This window comes from Kitasatospora sp. NA04385 (genome assembly GCF_013364235.1).
Classification (GTDB): domain Bacteria; phylum Actinomycetota; class Actinomycetes; order Streptomycetales; family Streptomycetaceae; genus Kitasatospora.
Genome location: NZ_CP054919.1, coordinates 7,322,261 through 7,347,954 on the forward strand (window position 1 = coordinate 7,322,261; position 25,694 = coordinate 7,347,954).

Annotated in this window: 21 protein-coding genes and 3 pseudogenes; 11 read left to right on the forward strand and 13 right to left on the reverse strand. The window is 75.4% G+C overall.

Annotated elements, in window-relative coordinates; translation table 11 throughout:
* Window positions 1-347: 347 nt before the first annotated feature.
* Window positions 348-1,346: a hypothetical protein gene (locus HUT16_RS32455; protein WP_176191580.1), complete on the forward strand. Its 999-nt coding sequence runs from the start codon at window positions 348-350 to the stop codon at window positions 1,344-1,346.
* 90 nt (window positions 1,347-1,436) lie between these two features.
* Entirely contained in the window at window positions 1,437-2,186 is a 750-nt protein-coding gene (locus tag HUT16_RS32460) for a nucleotidyltransferase domain-containing protein (RefSeq protein WP_176191581.1), read from the forward strand.
* 203 nt (window positions 2,187-2,389) lie between these two features.
* Here HUT16_RS32460 and HUT16_RS32465 read toward each other — a convergent pair whose 3' ends face one another.
* On the reverse strand, window positions 2,390-3,439 hold the full coding sequence (locus tag HUT16_RS32465; RefSeq protein WP_176192982.1) for a HoxN/HupN/NixA family nickel/cobalt transporter: 1,050 nt from the start codon (window positions 3,437-3,439) through the stop codon (window positions 2,390-2,392).
* Between the two features lie 439 nt (window positions 3,440-3,878).
* Here HUT16_RS32465 and HUT16_RS32470 point away from each other — a divergent pair, with 439 nt between their 5' ends.
* Complete coding sequence (locus HUT16_RS32470) at window positions 3,879-5,624, forward strand: high frequency lysogenization protein HflD (RefSeq protein WP_176191582.1); 1,746 nt, start codon at window positions 3,879-3,881, stop codon at window positions 5,622-5,624.
* A 29-nt stretch (window positions 5,625-5,653) separates the two neighbouring features.
* Window positions 5,654-5,995, forward strand: coding sequence for a hypothetical protein (locus tag HUT16_RS32475; RefSeq protein ID WP_176191583.1), 342 nt, complete (start codon window positions 5,654-5,656; stop codon window positions 5,993-5,995).
* Between the two features lie 5 nt (window positions 5,996-6,000).
* Here the strand turns inward: HUT16_RS32475 and HUT16_RS32480 are convergent, their stop codons facing one another.
* The 3 genes from HUT16_RS32480 to HUT16_RS32490 form a co-directional block, all read right to left on the reverse strand.
* Window positions 6,001-7,332, reverse strand: coding sequence for a tetratricopeptide repeat protein (locus tag HUT16_RS32480; protein WP_176191584.1), 1,332 nt, complete (start codon window positions 7,330-7,332; stop codon window positions 6,001-6,003).
* Between the two features lie 35 nt (window positions 7,333-7,367).
* Window positions 7,368-8,006, reverse strand: a complete 639-nt coding sequence (locus tag HUT16_RS32485) for a class F sortase (protein WP_176191585.1) — start codon at window positions 8,004-8,006, stop codon at window positions 7,368-7,370.
* Window positions 8,007-8,200: 194 nt separating this feature from the next.
* Window positions 8,201-9,799 carry a DUF4331 domain-containing protein gene (locus tag HUT16_RS32490; protein ID WP_254898090.1) on the reverse strand — a complete coding sequence of 533 codons (1,599 nt, stop codon included), beginning with the start codon at window positions 9,797-9,799 and terminating at the stop codon, window positions 8,201-8,203.
* Window positions 9,800-10,677: 878 nt separating this feature from the next.
* On the opposite strand from HUT16_RS32490, the gene HUT16_RS32495 reads away from it, so the two are divergent.
* Both HUT16_RS32495 and HUT16_RS32500 read left to right on the forward strand, forming a co-directional pair.
* A complete protein-coding gene (locus HUT16_RS32495; protein ID WP_254898091.1) occupies window positions 10,678-11,508 on the forward strand; it encodes a pentapeptide repeat-containing protein in 831 nt (276 codons plus the stop codon).
* A gap of 135 nt (window positions 11,509-11,643) precedes the next feature.
* Window positions 11,644-11,886, forward strand: a complete 243-nt coding sequence (locus HUT16_RS32500) for a hypothetical protein (RefSeq protein WP_176191588.1) — start codon at window positions 11,644-11,646, stop codon at window positions 11,884-11,886.
* Between the two features lie 211 nt (window positions 11,887-12,097).
* Here HUT16_RS32500 and HUT16_RS32505 read toward each other — a convergent pair whose 3' ends face one another.
* From HUT16_RS32505 to HUT16_RS32520, 4 genes and pseudogenes are all read right to left on the reverse strand, one after another.
* Complete coding sequence (locus HUT16_RS32505; RefSeq protein WP_176191589.1) at window positions 12,098-12,673, reverse strand: rhodanese-like domain-containing protein; 576 nt, start codon at window positions 12,671-12,673, stop codon at window positions 12,098-12,100.
* A gap of 232 nt (window positions 12,674-12,905) precedes the next feature.
* A pseudogene (locus HUT16_RS38790) lies at window positions 12,906-13,271 on the reverse strand (TSUP family transporter); the annotation flags it as partial.
* Between the two features lie 531 nt (window positions 13,272-13,802).
* A pseudogene (locus HUT16_RS32515) lies at window positions 13,803-14,327 on the reverse strand (TSUP family transporter); the annotation flags it as partial.
* Window positions 14,324-14,710, reverse strand: coding sequence for a rhodanese-like domain-containing protein (locus HUT16_RS32520; protein WP_254898092.1), 387 nt, complete (start codon window positions 14,708-14,710; stop codon window positions 14,324-14,326). The gene HUT16_RS32520 and the pseudogene HUT16_RS32515, both read right to left, overlap by 4 nt.
* Window positions 14,711-15,019: 309 nt before the next feature.
* Between HUT16_RS32520 and HUT16_RS32525 the strand changes: the two genes are divergently transcribed.
* Together HUT16_RS32525 and HUT16_RS32530 are read left to right on the forward strand one after the other, a co-directional pair.
* On the forward strand, window positions 15,020-16,393 hold the full coding sequence (locus HUT16_RS32525) for an MBL fold metallo-hydrolase (RefSeq protein WP_176191591.1): 1,374 nt from the start codon (window positions 15,020-15,022) through the stop codon (window positions 16,391-16,393).
* Window positions 16,394-16,602: 209 nt separating this feature from the next.
* Complete coding sequence (locus HUT16_RS32530; RefSeq protein WP_176191592.1) at window positions 16,603-16,869, forward strand: metal-sensitive transcriptional regulator; 267 nt, start codon at window positions 16,603-16,605, stop codon at window positions 16,867-16,869.
* A gap of 132 nt (window positions 16,870-17,001) precedes the next feature.
* Here HUT16_RS32530 and HUT16_RS32535 read toward each other — a convergent pair whose 3' ends face one another.
* The 4 genes and pseudogenes from HUT16_RS32535 to HUT16_RS32550 form a co-directional block, all read right to left on the reverse strand.
* Window positions 17,002-17,289, reverse strand: a complete 288-nt coding sequence (locus HUT16_RS32535; RefSeq protein WP_254898093.1) for a hypothetical protein — start codon at window positions 17,287-17,289, stop codon at window positions 17,002-17,004.
* A 266-nt stretch (window positions 17,290-17,555) separates the two neighbouring features.
* On the reverse strand, window positions 17,556-17,822 hold the full coding sequence (locus HUT16_RS32540) for a metal-sensitive transcriptional regulator (protein ID WP_176191594.1): 267 nt from the start codon (window positions 17,820-17,822) through the stop codon (window positions 17,556-17,558).
* A gap of 68 nt (window positions 17,823-17,890) precedes the next feature.
* Complete coding sequence (locus HUT16_RS39475) at window positions 17,891-18,730, reverse strand: 1-acyl-sn-glycerol-3-phosphate acyltransferase (RefSeq protein ID WP_303392117.1); 840 nt, start codon at window positions 18,728-18,730, stop codon at window positions 17,891-17,893.
* 279 nt (window positions 18,731-19,009) lie between these two features.
* Window positions 19,010-19,804, reverse strand: a pseudogene (locus HUT16_RS32550) (GNAT family N-acetyltransferase); the annotation flags it as partial.
* 332 nt (window positions 19,805-20,136) lie between these two features.
* On the opposite strand from HUT16_RS32550, the gene mptB reads away from it, so the two are divergent.
* Together mptB and HUT16_RS32560 are read left to right on the forward strand one after the other, a co-directional pair.
* Window positions 20,137-21,969 carry a polyprenol phosphomannose-dependent alpha 1,6 mannosyltransferase MptB gene (mptB, locus tag HUT16_RS32555; protein ID WP_176191596.1) on the forward strand — a complete coding sequence of 611 codons (1,833 nt, stop codon included), beginning with the start codon at window positions 20,137-20,139 and terminating at the stop codon, window positions 21,967-21,969.
* Window positions 21,963-23,222 carry a glycosyltransferase 87 family protein gene (locus HUT16_RS32560; protein WP_176191597.1) on the forward strand — a complete coding sequence of 420 codons (1,260 nt, stop codon included), beginning with the start codon at window positions 21,963-21,965 and terminating at the stop codon, window positions 23,220-23,222. Before mptB ends, HUT16_RS32560 begins: the two co-directional genes overlap by 7 nt.
* A 41-nt stretch (window positions 23,223-23,263) precedes the next feature.
* Here the strand turns inward: HUT16_RS32560 and HUT16_RS32565 are convergent, their stop codons facing one another.
* Window positions 23,264-23,974 carry a TetR/AcrR family transcriptional regulator gene (locus tag HUT16_RS32565; RefSeq protein ID WP_176191598.1) on the reverse strand — a complete coding sequence of 237 codons (711 nt, stop codon included), beginning with the start codon at window positions 23,972-23,974 and terminating at the stop codon, window positions 23,264-23,266.
* Between the two features lie 175 nt (window positions 23,975-24,149).
* On the opposite strand from HUT16_RS32565, the gene HUT16_RS32570 reads away from it, so the two are divergent.
* The gene (locus HUT16_RS32570; protein ID WP_176191599.1) at window positions 24,150-25,649 is read left to right on the forward strand and encodes an APC family permease; all 1,500 of its coding nucleotides are present in this window, start codon (window positions 24,150-24,152) and stop codon (window positions 25,647-25,649) included.
* The last annotated feature ends 45 nt before the right edge of the window (window positions 25,650-25,694 follow it).

Genomic DNA, 25,694 nt, shown 5'->3' on the forward strand with positions numbered 1-25,694 from the left:
AATCCGGGCGTGCGGTCAGCCAAAGGGATCTTTCGCGCAGACGAACGTCTGCCGCCATTTCCGCACTGGTGTGTGAATGGCGGGCTGGGGTCGGCTGAGGGAAGCGGGCCTTGGGCCGTCCGCCCGGACGGAGTGCCCTCCGACGGGTGCTTTGCGGTGTTTTGCCCGAGTAGGCTGGCGGAATGGAGCGGGCGGGCGGGGAAGCGGCGCAACCTGCCGACGGGCCACCGGCGAACGAGCCCGGCGGCGGACCGCCCGCGCCCGGGGCGTCGTCCGCGCCCGGAACGCAGGATGGTGGCGGTGCTGCTGCCGATGCTGCTGCGGCCGGTGCCGTCCCCGGGGGCCGGGTGGGTGGCGGGGCGGCCGGGGAGTTGTGGCGGGCCGTCCGGCACGACGCCGGGCGCCTCCCCGAGAACCTGGCCGCACTGGCGGTGCGCCAGGAGTCCGGGCGGGCCGCGGAAGCGGTGGCCGGGCTGTCCGGGACGGTCGCCGAACGGCGCACGACGGTGATCACCCACGGCATCCGGCTGAACCTGGTCGAGGGCTGCGTGGTCGGCGGACCGCTCATCCTCCTCGTGCCGGTGGCGTTCTGCGCCGGGATGCTCGCCCAGGCCCGGATGGTCCTCGCACTCGCCGCCCTCGCCGGGGCCGACGGCGACGACGCCGAGCGCAGCGCCGAACTCCTCGTCCTGCAAGGCGTGTACCCCACCGTCGCCGAGGGCCGCGCCGCCCTGGCCGCCACCGCTGCGGAGACCGCCGCCACCCTCGAGGGCGCCCCCGAGCCCGGTCCGCTGTCCCGTCCGTCGCGCCCGCCCCGCCCGTCCCGGCTGGACATGGTCCGGCGGATGATCTACCTGCTCGGACTCGTCGCGATCGGTGAGGACCACCGCGGCCCGGTCCGCCGGATCGCCGGTTGGGTCGGCACCGGCCTGCTGGTGGTCGTCGGACTCGCCTTCCCCGTGGTGTGGATTCCCGTCATGGGGCGGGCCAACGTCCGGGCCACCACCGCCCTCGCCCGGCGCGCCACCGCCTTCTACTGGCCCGGGGAGACGGCCGCGCCCGGCGCCGCCCGGCAGCCCGAGGAGGCGTACGCCCGCACCGCCACCATCGCCGTCCTCGGGCAGACCCTGCTGGCCCTGCTGGTCCCGGTCGCGGCCTTCCTGTTCGTGCTCTTCCTCGGCCTCGACCTGGCCGGCGGACACCTCGCCACCGCCCTCCTGCTCGCCCTCGCCGCGGGCGCGGCCTACGCTGCCGACCAGGCCCGCCGGGCCCGCGGCTCCCGAGGGCCGCGCCGCCCGGACGGCGCCCACCGCCCGGACGGGCGCGACGACGCACCCCGCCGGTGATTCGTCAGGGCGGCTCCCGAATCGGTGAACGGTCCAGGACGGCGCGGGTGGCCGGGAGCGAGCGGCGAGCCGTGTGACAGGCTGACCGGCATGCGGGAGATGCTGATCGAACAGGCCAGGAGACTCGTCGCCGAGCTTCACCCCGACGCGTCGGCCGTGGTGCTGGCCGGCTCGGTGGCCGCGGGACGGGCCCGGGCGGGCAGCGACCTCGACCTGGCCGTCCTGCTGCCCGACGGCCGGGACACCCACCGCGCGACACTGCGCCACGAGGGCCGGATCGCCGAGGTGTTCGCGCACACCCGGGCCGGGCTCGACGAGCTGCGGGCCTTCGACGCCGCCTCCCGCCGAGGGGTGGTCCAGCAGCTGTACGCGACCGGACTGGTCCTGCTCGACCGGGACGGGCACGCCGCCCGGATCGTCGAGGACTGCCGGGCCGAACTGCGGGCCGGACCGCCCCCGCTCACGGCCGAGCAGCGCGAGAACCTGCGGTACGCCCTGACCGACCTGCTGGACGACCTGCGCGACGCCCCGGACCGCCTGGAGGCACTGGCCGTCGGCGCCGACACCCTCCGCTCCGCCGCCGACCTGCTCAGCGACCACCACCGGGCCTGGACGGGAACGGGCAAGTGGTTCCCGCGCCGCCTGCTCGCCGCCGACCCCGACCTCGGCCGGGACCTGCTGGAAGCCCACCGCGCCCTGTCCGAGACCGGCGACCCCGCCGCCCTGCTGACGGCCGCCGAAGCCGTCCTCGCCCTGGCCGGCGGCCCCCTCTCGGCCGGCTACCACCGCAGCTGGCCCCCGGCCGCACCCGCTTCCGGTGCGGCCGCTCCCGGGCGGTGAACCCGCTTCCCCGCGGGCATCGTCCCGCGATGCCGTACCGCGGGGACCAGGGTCCGTCAGCGCCTCCCGCAAGGCCGCAAGGACGCAAGGAGAGTCCAACCCGAGCAACCAGGCACGATCGTAGGGAAATCCGGCGAGGCGGCCGGTGAACACCCGTACCCGGCAGGCGCGTTCGGAGACACCCACCGGCGACTGCCGTGCTGTCAGCCCTCGTTCGCCGCTGCAGGGGCGATGGCCGGGCCGGGGACGTTCCACTTCTCCTCGATCCGCGCAAACCTCCACACGGCGAGCGCGATGAGCCAGGTGGCGACGAACAGGCCGACGATCGCGAAGCCGACGGTGTTGAGGTCGAGTCGGGAGATCCAGTCCCAGAAGGGCCCGTGCAGGGCGAGCTTGTCGGCGAGCAGGCCGAGCAGCTCGACGGTGCCGATGAGGAGGGCGACGGTGATCGACAGGCCGGTGACGGTCAGGTTGTAGTAGATCTTGCGGGCGGGTTTGGAGAACGCCCAGCCGTAGGCGAAGTTCATGAACGAGCCGTCGATGGTGTCCAGCAGGCACATGCCGGCGGCGAACAGCACCGGCAGGCACAGGATCGCGTACCACGGCAGGCCGGACGCGGCGCCGGACCCGGCGAGGACGAGCAGGGCGATCTCGGTGGCGGTGTCGAAGCCGAGGCCGAAGAGCATGCCCAGCGGGTACATGTGCCACGGTTCGCCGACCGAGTTCGTCACGCGTCCGAGCAGCCGGTTCATCAGGCCGCGCTTGTCGAGCCGCTCGTCCAACGCGGCTTCGTCGAGGTGGCCGGCACGCATCTGGCGGAACACCTTCCACAGGCCGACGAGGATGACGAGGTTCACGATCGCGATCAGGTACAGGAAGGCGCCGGAGACGGCGGTGCCGATCAGGCCGGTGACCTGGTGGAGAGCGGAGCCGTCGTTCTGGAGCGGGCCGGCCAGGGCTTTGACGCCGAGCGAGAGCAGGACGGCGAGGGCGAACACGATGGACGAATGCCCGAGGGAGAACCAGAAGCCGACCGACAGGGGCCTCTTCCGCTGTTCCATGAGCTTGCGGGTGGTGTTGTCGATGGCGGCGATGTGGTCGGCGTCGAAGGCGTGGCGCATGCCGAGGGTGTAGGCGGTGACGCCGATTCCGACGCCGAAGGTCTGGGTGCCCAGGGCGTGGTGCTCGGGGGCGACGACGGCGACCAGGGTGACCCAGCCGATGACGTGCAGGGCGACGATGAACGCGGCCATCGCGCCCAGCCGCCGCCACTCCTGACGGGTGATCGGGACTTTCGCGGGTGCGGCGGCCAGGGACGGGGGGAGGGGTGCGGACGAGGAGGCCACGGGCGTCCTTCCGGCGTGGAGCGAGTGTCCGCTCGGGTGCGTACGACTCGTACTTGCACTATCACCGCAGAAGGGGGGCCTGTCAGGGGGCGCGCCGGGGGCGCGTGAGAGTGCGCGGTCGGCGTCCGGTCCACCGGGAGAGCGGGGGTGACGGCCTCCGGCTCCGGCCCGGGCGGGCCCCGGCCGGGTGGTTGCCCCGTGCGGGTGATCCCCCGGCAGGTCGGGGTGGTACCTGTTCCCCGCGAGGCGGGCGGGCGCGAAGGTGGTCGCGGGGCATCTCGCCCCGTTCCCTCTCCCACCGGGCCCGTCGGCCGTGGACCGCCCGGCCGTGTTCCTGGAGGCTCGCGTGCAGACAGCACGACCCCTCGCCCGAGCGGGCGCCGTCGCGGCGGCGGCCCTGTGCCTGCTGGCCCTCGGTGCGCCCGCCGCCGATGCCCACCCGCTGGGCAACTTCTCCCTCAACCACTACCTCGGCCTCACCGTCCGGCCGGACGCCGTCGAGGCCCTGGCCGTCACCGACGCCGCCGAGATCCCCACCCTCCAGGAGCAGCCGAAGGTCGACCGGAACGGGGACGGCACCGCGGACGACGCCGAACTCGCGGCCTGGGCCACCGAGCAGTGTGGCCTGATCGCGCAGCACCTCCAGGTGACGGCCGGTCAGGACGCCCGACCGCTGGCCTGGCGGGCCGACTCGGCGCGGTTCCGCTACGAGGACGGTTCCGCCGGGCTGCGCACCAGCCGCCTGGAGTGCGTGCTGCACGCCGGTCTCCACCTGCCCGCCGACGGGAGCGCGATCCGGGTGGACGCCGGGAACGACTCCGGACGGGTGGGGTGGAACGAGATCACCGCGCGCGGCGACGGTGTCACGCTGGAGGGCTCCGACGTGCCGGCCGAATCGGTCTCCAAGGAGCTGCGGGACTACCCGCGGGACCTGCTGGACAGCCCCAGCGGTGTCACCCGCGCCCAGTTCCGGGCCCGCCCCGGCGGCGGCGCGGCCCCCGCGGGCGCCGCGGCCGTCCGGGCGGACGGCTCCGGGCCGACGGCCTGGCTGTCCGGCCTGGACGCCCGGCTCACCGGCATCGGTGCCGCCGAGCGCCTGACCGTGCCGCTGGGCCTGCTCGCGGTCCTGCTGTCGATCGTGCTCGGCGCCGGACACGCCTTGCTGCCCGGGCACGGCAAGACGGTGATGGCCGCCTACCTCGCGGGGCGTCGCGGGCGCACCCGCGACGCCGTCACCGTCGGTGCGACCGTCACGGTCACCCACACCGCCGGGGTCATCGTGATCGGCCTGTGCCTGACCACCTTCTCCTCGCTGGCCGGCGACGTGCTGCTCGGCTGGCTGGGTGTCCTCAGCGGGGCGCTGGTCGCCCTGGTCGGAGCGGGCCTGCTGCGCGACGCCGTGCGCCGCTCCCGCCGCCCCCGCGCGTCCGCCCACCTCCCGCAGCCCCAGCCCGGCCTCGACAACGCCGAGGCCAGGGAACTCGCGCACGCCGCCGCCCACGCCGCGGGCACCCCGCACGACCACGACCACGACCCGCACCCCGAACCGGACGGCCACCCGCACCCGCACCCGCACGACCACGGTCACGACCACGACCACGGTCACGAGCACGACCATCCGCACGATCACGGGCACGGTCACCAGCACGACCACGACCACGGCCACCCGCACGTCCACGGCCAGGTCGGTGATCTGGCGCATGGTCACCACGGCCACCGGCACGGGCTGTTCGGCGGCCACCACCGGCACGACCCCGCCCCGACGAGTCGGCGCAGCCTGATCGGCCTGGGGATCGCCGGCGGCCTGGTCCCCAGCCCGTCCGCGCTGGTGGTGCTGCTCGGCGCGGTGGCGCTCGGCCGGACGCTGTTCGGCGCCGCCCTCGTGGTCGCGTACGGGGTGGGCATGGCCGCCACCCTCACCGCCGTCGGCCTGCTCCTGGTCCGGGTCGGCGACCGGCTCGCCTCCGCGCAGCGCGGGCCGATCGCCGCGCGCGTCCAGCGGATCGCCCCGTACAGCGCCCTGCTCACCGCGGCGCTGATCCTGACCGTCGGGCTGGGACTGGTCGTCCGCAGCCTGCCCTCGACCCTGTGAACGCCCGCACCCACCGGAGGACGACCACCGTGGACCCCCGCCGCACCCGCCCGTTCCTGCTCCTCGCCCTCACCGCCGCACTGCTCACCGGCTGCAGCAGCGGGACGCAGAACGGGAGCTTCGACGCCCAGCCCGGCACACCGTCGCCGACCTGCCTCCAGCACCAGGGGCAGGAGCCGGGCAGCCGGTACACCGGCGGTGAGAAGTCCGATCCGACGGCCGTGCTGGAGATGATGCGCTTCTACACCGCCAACGGCACCAAGGCGTACTGCGACGGCAAGCCGCCGACCGACACCGACCTCCGGTGGACGCGGCTCTACACCGACCTGGGCGGCGGCGCGGGGCACGTCGCCGCACCGGCGGCGCGGTAGTCGGCTCAGCGGCCGGACGGGGGCGGCGCGAGTTCGGCCAGGGCGGCGCGGGCGGCCGGGGCGTGCAGCGGGTGGAAGGCGGGGTCGGTCGCCAGCGCCGTCCCGAGTTCGGTGCGGGCCTCGTCGTTCCGGCCGAGGGCGCGCAGGATCACGCCGCGGTGGTAGTGGAAGAGGGCGCTGCGGGTGCCGAGCGCGAGCGCCTCGTCGGACTCCGCCAGGGCGTCCGCGTCGCGGCCGGCGGCGTGCAGGGCCCAGGCGTAGGCGTCGTGGGTGTCCAGGAACGGGCGGGTGCGCAGGCCCTGTTCGGCGATGGTGACGGCGGTGGCCGGGTCGCCGTGGTCGGCCTCGAAGAGGGCGGCGTCCGCGTCGAGGGCGACGCCGTTGTCGGTGAACAGCTTCCACTCGCCGCGCAGCACCCGGTACTGCTGCTCGGCCTCCTCGGTGCGGCCCAGCGACTGGAGCAGCTCGCCGAGTTCGAGGACGTACTCGGGCTGCGGCACCTGGGCGGTGGCGCGCCGCAGGTCGGCGACGGCCTCGTCGGTGTTGCCGAGCGCGGCCTCGGCCCGGCCCTCGGCTTCCAGCAGCGAGGCGGTGCCGGGTGCGGCGCGCAGGCCCGCCTCGGCCCGGGCGAGCGCGGTCTTCGCGTCCCCGGAGCCCAGGGCGAGCAGGCTGAGGTGGTAGAGGGCGAAGGCGCGGTCGGCGGCGGTGTCGGCGTCGTCCAGGGCGCGCTGCATGGTGGCGGTGGCGGCGGCGGTGTCTCCGCGCAGCTCCCAGGTGTAGGAGGCGCGGGCCAGGGAGGGGGTGCCGGGCTTGAGGTCGACCATGCGCTGGACGGCGTCGAACGCCTCCGGGTAGCGGCCGAGTTGGGTGTAGGCGTCGGCCAGGGTGCCCTGGAGGGTGGAGTTGTCGGGGTTGATCGCGACGGCCTTCTGCGACCAGTCGAGGGCCGCGGCGAAGTCGTGGCGGGCCGCGGTGAGGGCGGCCATCCCGGCCATCGCGGTGAAGTTCTCGGCGGGGTCGGTGGCCAGGGAGCGGGTCAGGACCTCCTCCGCCTTCGGGTAGTACGACGGATCGACGGTGATCCTGGCCTGCTGGACGTAGGCCAGGCCCAGGGACGCCATCGCGAGGGCGTCGCCCGGGGTCTGCTTCAGGTGGTCCTGCAGGCCGCGGATGTCCGCGGCCAGGCCGGTGTCCGCGCTGTCCTGCCCGGCGCTCCGCTCCTGCCCGGCGGGGGCTTCGCCGCCCTGCGGGGCGAGGCCGAGGCCCCCGGCGAGGAACAGGCCCACGCCGAGGGCGGTGGCGACGGCGGCGGGCAGCAGGCGACGGCGTCGGTTCACTGCGGTACTCCAGGCGGTCGTGGGCGGAACGGAATCTATGCGGTCGGGGTGTCGTTGCCGCGGGTCGGCGGCGCGGCGAACACCACCAGGTTGGCGTCGTAGGCCTGCTGCGCGCGGTCGTAGCTGCCGCCGCAGGTGATCAGGCGCAGGCTCGGTCCGGCGGTGTCGCCGAACACCTGCTCGTCGGGGAACGCCTGCTTGTCGTAGCTGCGCAGGGCCTGGACGGTGAAGGAGGTGATCGTTCCGTCCACCGCCTGCACCTCGATGGCGTCGCCGGGGCGCAGGACGGAAAGGCCCGCGAAGACCGCGGGGCCGGTGCGGGAGTCGACGTGGCCGACGATGACGGCGGTGCCGGGGCCGCCCGGGGCAGGTCCCTGGCTCCACCAGCCCGCCACGTCCGGGTCCGCGGGCGCGGCGAGGTGGCCGTCGTCCTGGACCTGCAGCTCGCCGAGAGCGGTGTCGACACCGATCCGGGGGATGCGGAGCCGGGCGGGCGGGGCGACCGGTGTGCGGGCGGCTTCCGGCCCGGAGCCGGTCGGTGCGGCGGTGGGGGCCGCACCGTGGACGGTGGCGGGCAGCTCGCCGACGTCGGCGACCCGCGCGGGGGCGGGCGCCGCCGGCCGGTCGGTGACGGCCGCCGTGCCGAGCCCGGCCAGTGCGAGCCCCGCCGCCACGGCACCCGCTCCCACCAGGCGACGGGGCCCGGCCGCCCGCAGCGCAGCACCCGCACGCGCCGCGCCGGCACCTGTCCGGGCGGCGGTGTCCTTCGCCCGGGCGAAGGACACCGTGAGGGCGGCTACGAGCCGGGCGCGCACGAGGGCCGGCCGGCCGCTCGCGGGGAGCGGCCGACCGGCCCGTTCGGGCAGTTTCACGAGCGGGCCGAGCGGCGGCGGCGCAGCGCCACCACCCCGGCCGCCGACAGCAGCGTGCCGCCGGCCATCGCGGCCGCACCGGCGACCGGGAAGCCGCCGACGGCCAGCCCGCCGAAACCGGCCTCGACGGAGCCGCCGGGGTTGTCGGAGACGGCCTGGTTGACGGCGGCGGTGTTCGGCAGCGCCACGTAGGGGAAGTGGTGGCCGAAGGCGTGGTCGTTGGCGTTCACGCCGTCACCGGCGGCCAGCGCGGGCACCAGGGTGCCGGTCTGGGCGGCGCCCTCGGCGGCCTGCAGGGTGATGTCCACGACGTCGTCGGCCAGGCGGCGGCCGTTGGGGAAGCCCGCGAGGTCACCCGCGAGCACGCCGAGCCGGTTGGGGGCGGCGGCGGGGGCGACGCCCATGTTCAGGCGCAGTTCCTCGGAGGGCACGAAGGCGTCCTTCTTGACGTCCTTGTTGAGCAGCTGGGAGTTCAGGTCGGCCTGGACGGGGCCGCACGCCTTGCAGATGCCGGTCAGGAAGATCTCCACCAGGTCGTTGCGCGGCGTGGCCGGGGCGGGGATGCCGTAGATGCTCTGGACGAGCTTGGGCACGATCGGGTCCTTGACCTTGTCGACCACCGGGGTGACGGTGTGGTCCTTGTCCGGGGTCAGGGCGTTGAAGGCGTCCTTGTACTTGATCGGCACGACGACCTCGTTGACGAGCGGGTTGCCGAGCCGGGAGACCTGCCGCCAGTCGCCCTCGGCCTTGCCCTCGCCGCCCTTGCCCTCGCCGCCCTTGTCCCCGCCGGGCTTGCCCTCGCCGCCCTTGTCGGTGACGACGGCGCCCTTGCGGTCGGTGGTCGACCACACGCCGATGACCGGGTTGTGCTCGGCGTCGCCCTTCAGCGCCAGGGCCGTCTTCGGCACCTGGAGGGCGATGGTGTTGACGTTGTAGCCGGTCAGGGTGTCGTGGCCGGACTCCTTGAGGTTCCCGCCGTAGAGCAGGTCGAAGACCCGCAGGTCGAGGAAGAACGGGTCGTCGGCCTGTCCGGCGAAGCTCTGCCCGCCCTCGGGGAGGTCCACGACGGCCTGCTTGCGCAGCGAGCCGTAGTCGGGCATCGACGCCTTGCCGACGTTCGACGGTGCGACGGGCGCGTCCTTGAGCAGGACCTTGCACTTCCCGTCCGGGCCGGTGACCGTGAGGGTGTAGGTCTGGCGGAAGTTCAGCGTCTGGTCGTCCAGCGACTTCACCACGCCGGTGTTGTAGAGGAACTGGTTGGCGTCGTCGCGGTAGTGGCTGGCGAAGGTCCAGGTGTAGGTGGTGTCGGGCTTGCCGTCACCATCGCTGTCGATCTTGATGTTGTGGCGCGCGTCGTCGGCGAACGGGTAGAAGTTCGGGCCGCCGTTCGGCTCCTCGAACGGGATCCAGTTCGCCACCAGGGTGACGGTGTCGGGCTTGTCCGGGCTGACGAACGCGTACACGTCCGTGTTGTCGGCCCGCGGGTCGCCCGCGATCAGCGGGGCCTCCCGGTGGCTGGAGGCGTGGCCCACGCCGGGGGCGAGGCCGACGAGGGCGCCGGCGGCGGCGAGGGCCAGCACCCCGAGGCCCGCCATGGGCTTCTCGGAACGGCGGGCGAGGGACGACAGTTTCAGGGACGGCGGACGCTGCATGGCCTGTCTTTCGTGAAGGAGGAGCCGGATCACACCGCGCGGCCCGATCGGGCATAGCGCGTTCCGAACCGTCGGTTCCGGTGGTCGACGGCACGGGGGCGGACCTGAGCACGCATCAACTACTCACAGGTGTAAGCCCGAGATAAGACGAACACAGCTCCCGCCCACCCGCCCCTTCGGCTACGCCCACGGGGAGGATGACTCCACCCGTGCGGTCCAGTGGGAACGGTCCGTCCGACCTCCGGAACGGGCGCCGGCCCCGGAAAAGCCGGAACCTCCGGGACCATGCGGCAGGGAACGACGGAGCGGGGCAGGCGCGGCGCCGTGGGGGGGTTCGCCCACGGGCCCGGCCGCCGCGCTCGGCGTGCTGACGGCCGCGCTGGTCCCGTGGGGCCGGTGGAAGCGGCCGACCGGCCCCGAGCGGGCCCCGGACCCGACGCGTCCGTGCCGGCGGTCCGGGCGGTGCCGATGGTCCGGGTGGTGCCGGGGCAGGACGGGCGGTGGCGGACCCGGGCCGCGGGCCGGGCGGTCTCTCCTTCCCGGCGTCCTCCGGTGCCGGCGCGGCGAGGGCGGCGTCCGGCAGGGTGTCGAGCGGGCCGTCGGAGGGGAGCCCGAGCACGGACCGCGCGGTCCGCCCGTCACCGCCGACGCCGGTGCCCGGCGGCGACCCGGTCGGGGACGTCGACCGGCCCGGTGGCGTGCGCCGTCGGCAGCGCGGCCGGTCCGCGCCCCCGGGGGTGTCCGGGTGCGGTCCGGGCGGGGGTGGCCGGAGAGGGAGAATGGGGGTCTACCGGCACCCCCACCGCAGGAGACCCCGCACCGTGACCGACCAGCAGCACACCGCCCCCACCGGCCGTCGACTCGACCTGCTCGCCGACTGCTCCGCCTGCTTCGGGCTGTGCTGCGTCGCCCTGCCCTTCGCCAAGTCCGCCGACTTCGCGGCGAACAAGAACGCGGGCACGCCCTGCCGCAACCTCCAGACCGACTACCGCTGCGGAATCCACTCAGACCTGCGCGAACGCGGCTACCAGGGCTGCACCGTCTTCGACTGCTTCGGGGCCGGGCAGAAGGTCTCCCGGCACACCTTCGGCGGGCGCAGCTGGCGGGAGGACCGGGAGACCGCCGGGCAGATGTTCGAGACCTTCCCGGTGATGCGCCAACTCCACGAGCTGCTCTGGTACTTGGCCGAGGCGCTGGAACTGCCGAAGGCCCGGCCGGTGCACGCCGAGCTGAGCCGGGCGTACGAGGACATCGAGGAGCTGACCCGCCGGGACGCCGCCGCGCTGATCGCCGCCGACGTGCCCCGCATCCGGGCCGGGGCGAACGAACTCCTGCTCCGGGCCAGCGAACTGACCCGCAAGGCGCTGCCCGGCAAGCGGCGCAACCACCGGGGCGCCGACCTGATCGGGGCCCGGCTGCGCGGCGCCGACCTGCGCGGGGCCAACCTGCGCGGTGCCTACCTGATCGCGGCCGACCTGTCCGGCGCGGACCTGCGCGAGGCCGACCTGATCGGTGCGGACCTGCGGGACGCCGACCTGCGCGGCGCCGACCTGACCGGTGCGCTGTTCCTCACCCAGGCCCAACTCAACGCCGCCAAGGGCGATCCGGCCACCCGGCTCGGCCCCGGACTGGCCCGCCCCGCGCGCTGGTGAGACCGGCCGCCCGGCGCGCGAGGGGGGCGCGCGGGGGCGCGCGCAGGCCCGGGAATCGGGATTAATTGCCTGCGGTCAGGGCGGAACCGGGCGTATGGTCATGAACTCCCCGACGCGAGAGGAGGATCATCCGTGATGGGCATGTTCAAGGACGCACCACCCAGCGAACACCCCGACTTCACCCACCTGCGGTTCATGGCCGCCGGTACGCCCTCGTGGTGGAAGCGCAACCGGCACAAGGCACTCGCCGTGGCGGGCCTGCTGGCCGGCTTCTGGCTGGCCAGCCACTACGGCGCCGCCCCCGCCGCTTCCTGCGACCCGGCCGCCACCACCGGCACGTCCACCCCCGGCCCCCAGGGCGCGGCCGTCGGCCGCTGAACACCCGTTCGCCGCAACCGCGTTGCCGACCACCCCGGACGGCTCCGGGCCGCCAGGCGTGCGGGGCACGGGTGGTGCGCGGGTGGCGGGCGAGCGAGTGGCAGGTGGGCGGGCAGGCGAAAGCCCCCGGCACCCCCTGGTGAGGAAGAGGTGTCGGGGGCCGAACTCCCTTGTGGGGCAAGGAGATTGACCGGCCGTCAGGCCGTACGCGTCACTTGCCGCCGTCGCGCAGCGCGGTGAGCGTCGCGTCGAGCGCGGCGCCCGAGTTGCGCGGGCGGTTGTACGGGAGCCTGCCCAGCAGTGAGCCCATCGCACAGGTGTTGCTGACGGCCGAGAACAGCAGGCCGCCGCCCACCGCGGCCGACACCCAGCGCACGCCGGGGACGGCGACGTCCACGACGACGCCCGCCAGCACCAGCGAACCGGCCACCAGCCGGACCTGCCGGTCCATCGCCCAGCGGGGCTTCTGGCCGGGTACCCGGTTCAGCGGGCCGCCGTTGGCCGTCCAGGCCGAGGTGCCGCCGTCGACGAGCAGCGTCTGCACGCCGGCCGAGGCGAGCTGCTCGCAGGCGTTCAGCGCGCGGGCGCCGGAGGCGCAGACGACGGCCAGCTCGCCGCGCTCGGCGGCGGCCCGCAGCGCGGGCACGGCCTGCGCCAGCTGGTCGAGCGGCACGTTGTGGGCGCCGGGTATGTGGCCCCCGGCGAACTCGCCGGGGGAGCGGACGTCGATGACGGTCAGCTGGTGCAGGCGGGGCTGGAGCTGGTCGACGGTCAGGGGCGTGGTCATCGGAGCGGTGAACCCTTCGGGAGGAGACTGCCCCGGCACGTGCGGACGGGCCGGGCGGGGGGAGGGGGAGGGGAACAGGGAACTCGGGAGGAAAGCGGCGTATCGGATGGAACCGGGCGTGGAGTGCCCAAGGATGCCCGAGCGGCACCGGGAACCGGAAAGGCCGGGCGCGTGGCGCCACCGCAGGTGAGCGGCGGCGGAGGCGGTGCGGTGGAGGCGGTGCGGCGGGGCGTCAGAGCACGGCGTCCACCAGCATCAGGGCGGCCACCGCCAGCAGCGCACCGGCGAACAGCCGTTGCAGCGTGCGGCCGGACAGTTTCGCCGCGAGCCGCTTGCCGTCCCAGGCGCCCAGGATCGCGGCGGCGGCGAACGGCCCCACCGTCGACCAGGGGATCTCGGCAGCAGCGCCCAGCCGGGGCAGCAGGGCGGCCAGCGAGTTGAGCGTGATCACCAGCAGGCTGGTGCCGATCGCCTCGGCCATCGGGAAGCCCAGGAAGGACACCAGGGCGGGCACCGCGAGGAACCCGCCGCCGACGCCCAGCACCCCGGTCGCCGCGCCCAGCCCGGCCCCCGCCAGCGCGGCCCGCCGCGCCGGGGCGGGCGCCCCGGCGGAGGGCCCAGCGGAGGGCCCAGCGGAGGGCGTGCCGATGGGCTCGGCGGCGGCCGGGGGCGGGCACGGATCGAGGTCCGTCCGCGCGGGGATCATCCCGGTGGGGACGAACACCGTGGTTGCCGCAGCGCCGACCGCCGGGTCGGTGGTGGTTCCGGACGCCGGGTCGGCGGTGGCCGGATCGGGCAGCGTCCGGGTGGCCGTTGCTGGGCCGAGGGCGGAGGGCAGTGGCCGCCCGGGCCCCGGGCGCGGATCGAGGTTCGTCTGTGCGGGGATCATCTCGGTGGGGACGAACATCGTGGTTGCCGTAGCGCCGACCGCCGGGCTGGTGGTGGTTTCGGACGCCGTGTCGGCGGTGGCCGGGCCGGGCAGCGTCCGGGTGGCCGTTGCTGGGCCGAGGGCGGAGGGCAGTGCCTGCCCGGGCCCCGGGCGCGGATCGAGGTTCGTCTGTGCGGGGATCATCCCGGTGGGGACGGACGCCGTGGTTGCCGTAGCGCCGACCGCCGGGCCGGTGGTGGTTCCGGACGCCGGGTCGGCGGTGGCCGGACCGGGCAGCGCCCGGGTGACCGTTGCTGGGCCGAGGGCGGAGGGCAGTGGCCGCCCGGGCCCCGGGCGCGGCGCGCGACCGGCGTCACCGCCGCTGCCGACATCACCAAGGCCGTCGTCCGCCCGTTCGCCGCCGCGCCGGTCGCCCGCCAGCATCCGCCAGGCGGCCAGCCCGGCCAGCAGCGCGAACGCGGCGGTGAGCGCGGGCCCCGGCAGGTGGCGGGAGAGTGCACCGCCGAGCGCGGCGAACGGCAGCCCGGCCGCGCCGAACAGCAGCCCCTCGCGCCAGCGGACGCGTCCGGCCCCGGCGTGCGCGACCAGGCCGGTGAGCGAGGTCGCGGCGACGATCAGCAGGCTGGCGGTGGTCGCGGTGCCGGGCGTCAGCCCGATCAGGTAGATCAGCGCGGGGACGGCCAGCATGCTGCCACCGCCGCCGAGCCCGCCCAGGGCCAGGCCGACCACCGCGCCGGCCATCAGCGCCAGCAGGACGGTGCTCATATCGCGCCGCCGCAGCGACACGCGCCCCGGTGCGCGGGCAGTCCGGCCCGCAGCCAGTCGCGCATCCCGCCCACCACGTTCACGGTCGGCACCCCGTGCGCGTTCAGCAACTCGGTGGCCGTCTGCGAGCGGTTCCCGGAGCGGCACACCGCCAGCACCAGCCGCCCGCCACTCGCCGCGCGCACAGTTCCGAGGGCCCCGGCGCCGGCCGCCGCCGCGCTGAGGCCGCCGAGCGGGACGAGGACCGCGCCGGGTGCGTGCAGCTCGGCGTGCTCCTCGGGCTCGCGCACGTCGAGCAGCAGCGCCTCACCGGCGGCGGCCAGGCGGTGCGCCCGGGCGGGGTCGATCTGTGCGGGCGCGGGCGGCCGGGGGGTCCGGGCCACGGTGTCCTCCTGGGGTTCGGGCGGGGCGGGGCGGGCTTTCCGGTGGCCCGGGCGGCTCGGCCGTCCTCGGGAAGATACCGGTGGGGGTATATCGTTGGTTTCGAGCATATACCCCCACCGGTATCAACTGGCCAGGCCTCCCGGCAGGGAACTGCCGGTAATAATACCCGTGGGGGTATCCGAGTCCGCGGGTCGGCGCCCGCGTCCGAGCAGGACGCCCGAGCGGGACGCCCGAGCCGGTGACCACACCCGCCACCCCTCCGGCGCGCCCCGTCGCGCGCCCGCCCAGCCGCAGAGAAGAGGACTCCCGTGTTCTTCGCCCAGTACTACCTCGACTGCCTCTCCCAGGCCTCGTACCTGATCGCGGACGAGACCACCGGCCGTGCCGTGGTGGTCGACCCGCGCCGGGACGTGGACGAGTACCTCGCCGAGGCCGCGGCCCGCGGCTTCACCGTCGAGGGCGTCATCAACACCCACTTCCACGCCGACTTCCTCTCCGGCCACCTCGAACTCGCCGCCCGCACCGGCGCCTGGATCGGCTACGGCCGCCGCGCCGAGACCGAGTACCCGATCCGCAAGCTCGCCGACGGCGAGCGGATCAGCCTGGGCGACGTCGTCCTGGAGGTCCTGGAGACGCCCGGCCACACCCCCGAGTCGATCAGCGTCCTGGTCCGGGAGAAGGCCGACGACACCGTCCCGTACGGCGTGCTCACCGGCGACGCGCTGTTCATCGGCGACGTCGGCCGCCCCGACCTGCTGGCCTCCGCCGGCGTCACGGCCGACCGGCTCGGCCGGATGCTGTACGACAGCGTCCAGCACAGGCTGATGGCGCTGCCCGACCAGGTCCGGCTCTTCCCCGCGCACGGCGCCGGCTCCGCCTGCGGCAAGAACCTGTCCACCGAGCGGCAGTCCACCATCGGGCAGCAGCGCGCCACCAACTACGCCTGCGCGCCGATGACCGAGGACGAGTTCGTGGCCATCGTCACCGCCGGACAGCCCACCGCCCCCGGCTACTTCGGCTACGACGCCGACCTCAACCGCCGCGACCGCGACCTGTTCGACGCCGCCGCCCTCGCCGTCCCGCTGGACGCCGACGCCTTCCTGGCCCGCCGCGCCGAGACCGGCACGGTGGTGGTCGACGCCCGCGACCCGCTCGACTTCGCCGCCGGGCACCTGGCCGGAGCCGTCAACGTCCCCGCCGACGGGCGCTTCGCCGAGCAGTCCGGCACCGTCCTCGACCCGGCCTGGCGGCTGCTGGTGATCGCCCCCGAGGGCCGCGAGCGGGAGACCGTCACCCGGCTCGCCCGGATCGGCTTCGACCGGGTCGCCGGGTACCTCGCCGACCCCGGGACCGCCTTCCGCGCCGTCCCCGAGCAGCTGCGCCGGGCCCCCCGCCGCACCGTCGCCGACCTGCGCGCCGAACTCGCCGGAGCCGAACCCCCGCTGGTCCTCGACGTGCGCGGCGAGGGCGAGCGCGCGGACGGCCACATCCCCGGCTCCGTCCACCTCCCGCTCGCCGAACTCCCGCACCGCCTCGCCGAGATACCGCAGGACCGCCCCGTCGTCGTGCACTGCGCAGGCGGCCACCGCTCCTCCATCGCGGCCAGCCTGCTGCGCCACCACGGCCACCCGCTGACCTCCGACCTGCTCGGCGGCTACGGCGCCTGGGCGGCCGCGGCCTGAACCCGCCGCGACGCCCGGGGAGTGGGGCCGGGAGCCGGAGGCGTCCGGCGGACGGGGGAATGCGCCGTCCGCCGGATGGGTTGATACGGGCGGGGGTATGCGCGAGGTGTCACGACACGTGGCGCGGTGCACCGGTACCGACCGGCACCCGGCACGGAACACGGGGGCGGGCGGCGACCAGCACCCGCCGAGGACGAGGAGGAGACCCGATGCAGGTGGGCGACGAGGCCGTCGGCGCGGTGCTGAACCGGCTGCGCCGGGCCCAGGGCCAATTGGCCGGGGTGATCGCGATGATCGAGGCCGGACGCGACTGCAAGGACGTGGTGACTCAACTCGCCGCGGTCTCCAGGGCGTTGGACCGGGCCGGGTTCAAGATCGTGGCCAGCGGCATGCGCCAGTGCCTGGCCGAATCCGAGGAGGGCGCCGCCCCGATGACCGAGGCCGAGTTGGAGAAGCTCTTCCTGGCCCTCGCCTGAGCCCGGACGGCCCGGGGCCGCGCAGGCCCGAACGCCCGCACGCACCGCGCTCCGGCGCGGTGCGTGCGGGTCCTGCCGCCGGTCCAACTTCTGCGGTCAACAACTCTCCGTCACCGGAATCCGCCGGTTCGCTCAGCAGTGATCTTCGATGTAGAGCATGCGCTGTCCCGGCTCGGCGCGGAACTCGTGGGCCAAGTAGCGGCCGGTCGACCAGGACCCGCCGGGGCCCTGGTACTCGTCCTTGATCCGGTTCCAGAGCATGGGCCGCTCGGCTTCGGCTGCGAGTCGAGGGCTGATGCCGCCCATGTCCCCCCACACGACCGGCGTCGCCGCGTCCTTGACCAGCCGACGAACGATGCGCAGGTCCAGGCGCTTGCGGTGGAGAACCCAGCGGGTCCCTTGCTCGTCGAGCAGTGTCACGGGGTCGTTCAGGCTGTCGGGGTTCGCAGGGAACGATTGCATGCTCCGAGTCTTTCAGAGCCCCGCCAAGGCCTTGCCTCTGGCAGAACCTTGGCGGACATGAGACCCCGTCAGGGACGGGCTCGGTGGTGGTCACGGCGCCGGAGCCGTGGGGCGGCGTGAGGCCGGGCAGGTCGTCGGCGGGGACCGCCTTGATCCACCGCGGGAGCCGATCGCCCTGAAGCTGAGTGATCATCTTCCCCGAGAGCCCAGGCGTTCGTGCGGGATCAGGCCAGGGTCAGGAACATCTTCTCGAGTTCCGCCTCGGTCATCGGGGCGGTGCCCTCCTCGGATTCGGCCAGGCACTGGCGCATGCCGCTGGCCAGGATCTTGAAGCCCGCCCGGTCCAACGCCCGTGAGACGGCGGCGAGTTGGGTGACCACGTCCTTGCAGTCGCGTCCGGCCTCGATCATCGCGATCACCCCGGACAGCTGGCCCTGGGCCCGGCGCAGCCGGTTCAGCACCGCGCCCACGGCCTCCTCGTCCACCTGCATCGAGCACCTCCTCGCCCTTTTCTGAACTCGCCCGATCATACGGGAGGCGCCCCCACCGGCCCGCCCGGCTACCGCCCGGCCTCCACCGGGACCGGCACCCGGACACCGGCCGCGCCCTCCGTCGGACGAACCGCCGGACGAACCGCCGGGCGGGCGGTGGAGCAGGCCGCGCAGCCGGAGCCCTCAGCACCGTCAGTGCCGTCAGCGCCGTCGGACGGGCCGCCGTCCGGGTGGCGCCGCCGGTCGACCACCCGCTGGGCCGCCGCCGCGAGCTCCCGGCGCCCCGGGAACAGCGCGGGCGGCAGCTGCGGCAGGAACTCGACCTCCGCCGTCAGCCCCCGCACCGACACCACCCGCCACAGCGAGGCCGCCAGCCCGTCCTCCCCGACGAACGCCGGTGCGGTGCTGGGCCGCCCGTCCGCGCCGCGGTAGCGCAGCGTCAGCGGCTGCACCGGCACGTCGGCCCGCACCGCCGCCTCGAACAGCGCCGGACGGAACCGCCCGCCGCCCCGCCCGCACCAGGTGCTGCCCTCCGGGAAGACCACCACCCGCTCGCCCCGGCGCAGCGCCGCGGCGATCTCCCCGACCGTGCCGGGCAGCGCCCGCAGCCGGTCCCGGTCGATGAAGATCGTGCCGCCCCAGGAGGTCAGCGGGCCGAGCACCGGCCAGCGGCCCACCTCGGTCTTGGCCAGCATCCGGCCCGGACGGACGGCCGCGATCAGCAGGACGTCCAGCCAGGAGATGTGGTTGGACACCAACAGCGCACCCCCCGTCGACCGGCCCGGCACCGCACCGGCGCCCACCCGCACCCGCACGCCCAGCGAGGCCAGCAGCAGCCGTGCCCACCGGCGCACCAGCCGCTCCGCCGGCAGCCAGGCCAGCGCGCGCACCAGCGGCGCCGCCAGCACCGGCGGCCAGCACGGCCAGGCAGCACGCCAGCCGCAGCACCCGCCGCGCGGTGCCCGCCCGGGGCCCGGTGACGCGCACGCAGCCACCGGGCGTGCACGGCGCGGTCGGCAGCCAGGCGCTCATGCCGCCGTCGCCGTTCCGGGCCCGGCCGCCGGGGCGGTCGCCTGCGCGGGGATCGCGGGGATCGCGGGAGCGCCGACGGGAACGCCGGTGGAAGCGCCGACGGGGGCGCCCGAGGTGCCGCCGATGATCGCGGAGATCGGCAGGTCCGCCGCGGCCGCCAGGAAGTGCCGCAGGTAGCGCGGATCGGTGCGCTCCAGCGACAGCAGCACGTACAGGTCCGCCACGTCGAAGTCCGGATCGTACGCGGGCTCGCCGCACACCCAGGCCCCCAGCCGCAGGTAGCCGCGCAGCAGCGCCGGGATCGGCGTGCGGCCCGCCCGCACCACGCCCTCCGCCGACCACGGGCGCAGCGGCGCGACCCGGTACTGCGGCGGGGCCAGGTGCTTGGCCGAGACCGCGTCCCACACCCCGGCGGCGGTCGTCCCGCCGTCGGACAGCGGCACCGAGCAGCAGCCGGCCAGCCAGGCGTTGCCGGTGGCGGTCATGTAGCGGGCGATGCCGCCCCACATCAGGTTGATCACCGCGCCGTTGCCGCGGTGCGCCGCGGCGATGCAGGACCGCCCGACCTCCACCATGCCGTCCCGCAGCCCGCCCAGCCGGGCCAGGTCGAACTCGGTGTCGGAGTACGTCCGGCCCGCGCGGCGCGCCTGCTCCGGGCGCAGCAGCCGGTACGTGCCGACCACCTCGCCGGAGGGCTGCTCGCGCACCAGCAGGTGGTCGCAGAACTCGTCGAACGGGTCGGCGTCCAGGCCGGGCAGCGGCGAGTCCAGCACCGCGCCCATCTCGTCCGCGAACACCTGGTGGCGCAGCCGCTGGGCGGCCTCCACGTCCTCCGGGGTCCGGGCGAACGCCAGCTGGTACGAGGGCTGTCGGGGCTCCGGCCGCCGGTTCGACGACAGCCGGGAGGACTGGGCGGGGACGGGTCCGGAACGGGCGGGGGCGGTGGTCATGGCGGGAATCTCCGGGATCTCGGGGCGCGATAGGGTGGCGACGGACAGCACGGGACGACACGCGACGACACGGGCGCTCGCACCCGGGCCGCCGGTCGGGCGGCGCCGGCCACGGGCGGCACCCGTATGTCTCCCCGACCCGCCTGGCCCTGAGGTGACCGGCCGAGGGAGACCAGATGTGCACCTGCTGAATGGCCGGTTCGGCCCCCGCGGGTAGTTCGGAACCGCTACCCGCCGCGGCCTGCGCACCGCGGCATCCGGACGCCCCGCGGACACCCGGCGGACGCCGACTCTTCCCCCGGGGGCCACGCCGCTCTGCCAGCGTTCCCGACATGCCGAACACGGGCGCGAACGCCTACCCGGGCCGGTACCGGTGGCTCGGACTCCTGGGCTCGCTCGCCCTCGCCGCCGGCGGACTCACCTCCGGCGCCCTGCCCGCCGCCGCCACCGGCCCCGCGCTGCGCGCCTCCGGCGGCGCCGGCACCGTCCTGGTCTTCGCCGGCCTGACCGTCCTCACCGCCGCCTGGCTGCTGCTGGGCACCTCCGGCCGCCGCGCCGAGGGCCGACACCCCTCCGCCACCCGCTGGTTGGCCGTCACCCTGGCCTGGTGGGCCGCCCCGCTGCTGCTCCTGCCCCCGCTGTTCAGCCGCGACGTCTACAGCTACCTCGCCCAAGGAGCCCTGCTGGCAAGCGGGTTCGACGTCTACACGGACGGCCCGGCCGCGCTCGGCGGCCCCGTCGCCCAGCAGGTGCCGCAGGTCTGGCAGCACACCCCCGCCCCGTACGGCCCCGGCTTCCTGCTGCTGGCCCGGGCCGCCGCGCCGCTCGCCGCCCACCCGTACGCCGGTGTCCTGCTGCTGCGGCTGAGCGCCGTCCTGGCCGTCGCCGCCCTCGCCGCGCTGCTGCCCGCCCTCGCCCGGCGCCTCGGCACCGACCCGGCCGCCGCGCTGCGGCTGGGCGCGCTCAACCCGCTGGTCCTGCTGCACCTGGTCGCCGGGGCCCACAACGACGCCGTCCCGCTCGCCCTGCTGCTCGCCGCCCTGCTCGCCGCCACCCGCCGCCGCCCCCTGCTCGCCGCCGTCCTGATCGCGCTCGCCACCCTGGTCAAGGCGCCCGCCGCGCTGGCCCTCCCCGCCGCCTGGTGGCTCGCCGCCGGATTCTCGGCGCAGCGGCTGGGTCAACTCGCCGACCGGGGAGGTTGGTTCGCTCCCGCGGGCCGGTCGGCGGTCGTCGGCGGCGATGCGGCGGATGGCTCGGGCGGGCGGGGGCGCGGGTTCCGGCTCGCCGTGGCGATGGCGGCGGCCGCCGCCGGGTTCTCGGCGCAGCGGCAGGGTCAACTCGCCTATCGGAGAGGTTGGTTCGCCTCCACGGGCCGGTTGGCGGCCGTCGGCGGCGGTGCGGCGGGCGGTGCGGCGGGTGATCCGGGCGGGCGGGGGCGTGGGCTCCGGTTCGCCGTGGCGATGGCGGCGGCCGCCGCCGGGTTCTCGGCGCAGCGGCTGGGTCAACTCGCCGACCGGAGAGGGTGGTTCGCTCCCGCGGGCCGGTCGGCGGTCGTCGGCGGTGGTGCGGCGGGTGGCCCGGGCGGGCGGGGGCGCGGGTTCCGGCTCGCCGTGGCGATGGCGGCGGCCGTCGCCGCGACCACGGCTGCGGTCACCGCCGTGGCGGGCACCGGCTACGGCTGGGTCGCCGCGCTCACCACCCCGGCCACCGACCGCAGTTGGTCGCCGACCAGCGGCCTCGGCCGGTTGTTCGCCGGACTGACCGGCACCGCGCCGCAGGACGCGGTCGCCGGGGCCCGGCTGCTGGGGCTGGCGGCCGCGGCGGGAGTGCTCGGCCTGCTGGCGGCCCGGGTCGTCCGCCGGGGGAGCGAACCGCTGGCGGCCCTGGCCCTCGGGTTCGGCGCGCTGGTCGTCCTCGGGCCCGCCTTCCGCCCCTGGTACGCGCTGTGGTGCGCCGTCCCGGCGGCCTTCGCCGTACCCGCCGAGACCGCCCGGAGGGCGATCGAACTCGCCTGCGCGGCACTCGCGTTCACCGTCATGCCGGACGGATTCGAGCCGGACGCCGCCGAGTTGGTGCTCGCCGCGGGCGGCCTCGCCGCCGGGGCGGTCGCCGTGTTCCTGACGGAGCGTCAGATCACCTTCCAGGAAAGGCAGCCCGCGTGCTGACCCGCGGCACCACCACCGCCAGGATCGCGGTCCTCGCCGGGTGCGTCCTCGTCACCGCCCTGGTCCTGGCGGTCATCCCGGGCCACCGGGGCTGGTTCGACATCGGCGTGTACTACGGCACCGTCCGCCACTGGGCCGCCACCGGACAGCTCTACGACTACGTCCGGCCCGGCACCGCCTACGGGTTCACCTACCCGCCGTTCGCCGCCGTCTGCATGCTGCCGATGCGGCTGTTCGGGTGGCACCCGGCCATCGCGGTCGGCGTCGTCCTGTCCGCCGCGGCCACCGCGCTGCTGCTGTACTGGACCGTCGACCCGATCGCCCGCCGCCGGGGCTGGTGCCGCTGGTACGCGTTCGGCCTCGCGGCCTGCCTGTTCGGCCTGAGCAACCCCGTCCGCGACACCTTCAGCTTCGGCCAGGTCAACCTGCTGCTGGTCGCGCTGGTCTTCGCCGACCGGCAGTTGACGGGCAGCCGGTTCGCACACGGCAGGTGGCGGCTGCTCGCCGGGGTGGGGACGGGGCTGGCGGCCGCGATCAAGCTCACCCCGGCGCTGTTCATCGTCCACCTGCTGCTCACCCGCCGCTGGCGGGCCGCGGCGACCGCCACCGCCACCGCGCTGGCCGCCACCGGCGCGGGCTTCCTGATCGGCCCCGGGGTCTCCCGGCAGTTCTGGACCGTCACCCTGTGGGACACCGACCGGGTCGGCGGCTTCGCCAACATGTCCAACCAGTCCCTGCAGGGGCTGATCGCCCGGCTCGGCCCCCAACTCCCGGGCCGCGCCCTGTGGGTGGCCGCCTCACTGGCCGTGCTGGCGGTCTGGGCGCACCGCCTGCGCCGCGCCGACGCCTCCGGCGACAGCCTCGCCGCGTACAGCCTCACCGGGATCGCCTGCTGCCTGGTCAGCCCGATCACCTGGGTGCACCACCTGGTCTGGATGCTGCCCGCCCTGGTCGTCCTCGCCGACGCCGCCCTGGACCGCACCCGTCGGCGCCGCGGCCGGCTCGCCCTGTGCTGGCTGCTCCAACTCGTCGTCTCCAGCGGCATGGTGTGGCTCTGGCGCCCCGACGGCCGCGACCTCGGTACCCTCCTCGGCGGCAGCGCCTACGCCCTGCTCACCCTCGGCCTGCTGTTCGCCACCCCGATCCGGCCGCGCCCCGACGGGCCCGGGCCGGACGGACCCGACCGGCCGGAGCACCCCGCCGCCGCCCGCCTCCCGCGCCCCGCCGGCCGCCGCCCCGCCCCCGTCGGCTGAGGCCCCGCGCCGCGCCGGGCGACGGTGCGCCCGCAGCGGGGTCAGGCGGTGGGGGCGGTGCGCCGGGGGGCTCGTGCGGCCAGGTGGGCGAGGAGGATGTCCAGGGTCTCGGGGAAGGCGGAGGCGGCGAGGTCCGGCAGGTGGTCGCGGACGGCGTGCAGGTGCGGGTACTCCTCGGGGGGCAGGGTGTCGGCCGCCCGCCAGAGCTCGGCCTGCTGGGTGCGCTGCCGTTCGGAGAGGCTGAGGACGTCGGCGTCGAGGGTGGCGTGGGCGAGGACGGTGTCGATGAAGGTGCGGTAGTGGCCGACCGCCTCGGCGGGGGTGAAGCCCGCCCGCAGCAGGAGCCCGATGCCGGTGTCGACGGCGCGGCGCTCGGCGGGGCCCGCGGTCATCCGGGAGGCGCGCACGGCGGCCAGTCGGGGGTGGCGCAGGACCGAGCTGTGGACGCGGACGGCGAAGTCGCGCAGGGCGGTCCGCCAGTCGGGGTCGGGGACGAAGCCGTCCAGGGAGTCGCCGATGAGCCGGTCGGCGGCGGCGAGCAGCAGGGCGTCGGTGTCGGCGAAGTAGCGGTAGACGGTGGAGGGGTCGCAGCCGAGGGCGGTGCCGAGCCGCCGCACGGTGAGGGCGTTGCCGCTGGGGGCCTCGATCAGTTCGAGCGCCGCGGTGACGATCGCCTCCTCGGTGAGCACGGTGCCGTTCTTGGTCGGGCGCCGGCGGCGGCGTTCGGCGGGGATGCGGGCGGGTTCCGGCACGTCGGGCTCCTGGGGACGGGGGACGGGGACGGCGGGCGGGGTGCCGCGGGGCACCCTTACGACAACTTATTGACGTAACTATGGCAGGGTTGTTTCATCGGGTCACCCCCCTCCGCCCGCTCCGTGCCGCTCAGGCGCGGGCGGAGTGTCCCCCCCGCGAACCGAGGAGCCCGACATGGCCGCCGGCACCCCCGTCAGACCCCCCGCACCGGAGATGCGCCGCACCCTCGGCGTGCGCGACGGCGTCGCCATCGCCGCCTCCAGCACGGCCGCCACCACCAGCATCGGCATCGGCATGGGCGCGCTCGCGGTGTACGCGGGCCGCCAGACCCCGGCGCTGCTGCTCGTCGCGTTCCTGCCGATCCTCGGCATCGCGCTCTCCTACGCCCGGCTCAACCGCACCGAGCCGAACTGCGGCAACGGCTACACCTGGGTCGGCCGGTCCGTCGGCGCCTGGCCCGGCTTCCTGACCGGCTGGGTGGTGCTCGTCGCCAACGTCGTCTTCATGGCCTACACCAGCGCGATCACCGGCTCGGTGGTCCTGCAGTTCGTCAACAAGGCCGGCCTGCACCGCCTGCCGGGCATCGACCTGGACCCGGGCTCCACCGGCATCAGCACCGTCGTCGGCCTGGTCGCCCTGGTCGCCGTCACCGTCACCGCCGTGACCGGCGTGCGCTCCGCGACCCGCCTGCAGTGGGTCCTGCTCGCCTTCGAGTACACCGTCCTGCTGGTGTTCTGCGCCTGGGCGCTGGTCTCCGGGCACGAGTCCTTCTCCTGGAACTGGCTCAACCCGTTCGCCATCGGCTCCTTCCAGTCCCTCGCCCAGGGCCTGGTGCTGGCCGTGTTCGTCTTCTGGGGCTGGGACGCCGCGTTCACCGTCAACGAGGAGACCAAGAACGCCTCCGACGCCTCCCGCGGCGGCCTGATCGCCCTGCTGGCGATGCTCGGACTGCTGGTGTTCGCCGCGATCTCCTTCCAGCGCCTCATGGGCAACGACGAACTCGTCGCCCAGGGCCCGCAGGCCCTCACCTACCTCGGCGCGAAGCTCGCCCCCGAGCCGTGGGCCTCGCTCCCGCTGGCCGCGCTGATGTGCTCGGCGTTCGCCTCGCTCCAGTCCAGCGTCATCCCGACCGCGCGCGGCGCGCTCGCGATGGGCCGGGACCAGACGCTCGGCCGGCTGTGGACCAGGGTGCACCCCCGCTACGGCTCCCCGGCCGTCGGCACCCTGCTGATCATGGCGATGTCCGCCGCCGTGGCCGTCCTCGCCGTCGGCATCCCGAAGATCAACCTGATGATCCTCACCGCCGTGAACTCCATCGGCCTGATCGTCGCGCTCTACTACGGCCTGACCGCGCTGGCCTGCGCCGTCCGCTTCCGCGCCGACCTGCGGGAGGGCCCCTCCGCGGCGCTGCGCGGCGTCATCGTGCCCGGCCTCAGCGCCCTGGTGCTGTTCGGCCTCGGCGGCTACCTCGCCTACCAGTACGCCACCATGAGCGACCACTTCGAGGCCACCCCCGACAACGGCTGGTTCATGCTGCTGATCCCGGCCCTGATCGTCGGCTCCGGCCTGGTCGTCGCCGCCGTCGCCAAGTGGCACCGCCGCTCCCCGTACTTCACCACCGGCCGGGGCACCGACGCCGACGCCATCGCCCTGCCGATGGACACCACCGGCTGACACCCGGCCCGTCCCCGCCGCCCCCGCCGCCCCCGCCGTCCCCGC

What these genes read in the sequence shown, in the direction of transcription:
- HUT16_RS32460 (WP_176191581.1), top strand. Translation starts at nt 1,437, where the DNA reads ATGCGGGAGATGCTGATCGAACAGGCCAGGAGACTCGTCGCCGAGCTT.
- HUT16_RS32465 (WP_176192982.1), bottom strand. Translation starts at nt 3,439, where the DNA reads ATGGCCGCGTTCATCGTCGCCCTGCACGTCATCGGCTGGGTCACCCTG.
- HUT16_RS32490 (WP_254898090.1), bottom strand. Translation starts at nt 9,799, where the DNA reads ATGGCGGGCCTCGGGGTGCTGGCCCTCGCCGCCGCCGGCGCCCTCGTC.
- HUT16_RS32500 (WP_176191588.1), top strand. Translation starts at nt 11,644, where the DNA reads ATGGGCATGTTCAAGGACGCACCACCCAGCGAACACCCCGACTTCACC.
- HUT16_RS32505 (WP_176191589.1), bottom strand. Translation starts at nt 12,673, where the DNA reads ATGACCACGCCCCTGACCGTCGACCAGCTCCAGCCCCGCCTGCACCAG.
- HUT16_RS32530 (WP_176191592.1), top strand. Translation starts at nt 16,603, where the DNA reads ATGCAGGTGGGCGACGAGGCCGTCGGCGCGGTGCTGAACCGGCTGCGC.
- HUT16_RS32540 (WP_176191594.1), bottom strand. Translation starts at nt 17,822, where the DNA reads ATGCAGGTGGACGAGGAGGCCGTGGGCGCGGTGCTGAACCGGCTGCGC.
- mptB (WP_176191596.1), top strand. Translation starts at nt 20,137, where the DNA reads ATGCCGAACACGGGCGCGAACGCCTACCCGGGCCGGTACCGGTGGCTC.
- HUT16_RS32570 (WP_176191599.1), top strand. Translation starts at nt 24,150, where the DNA reads ATGGCCGCCGGCACCCCCGTCAGACCCCCCGCACCGGAGATGCGCCGC.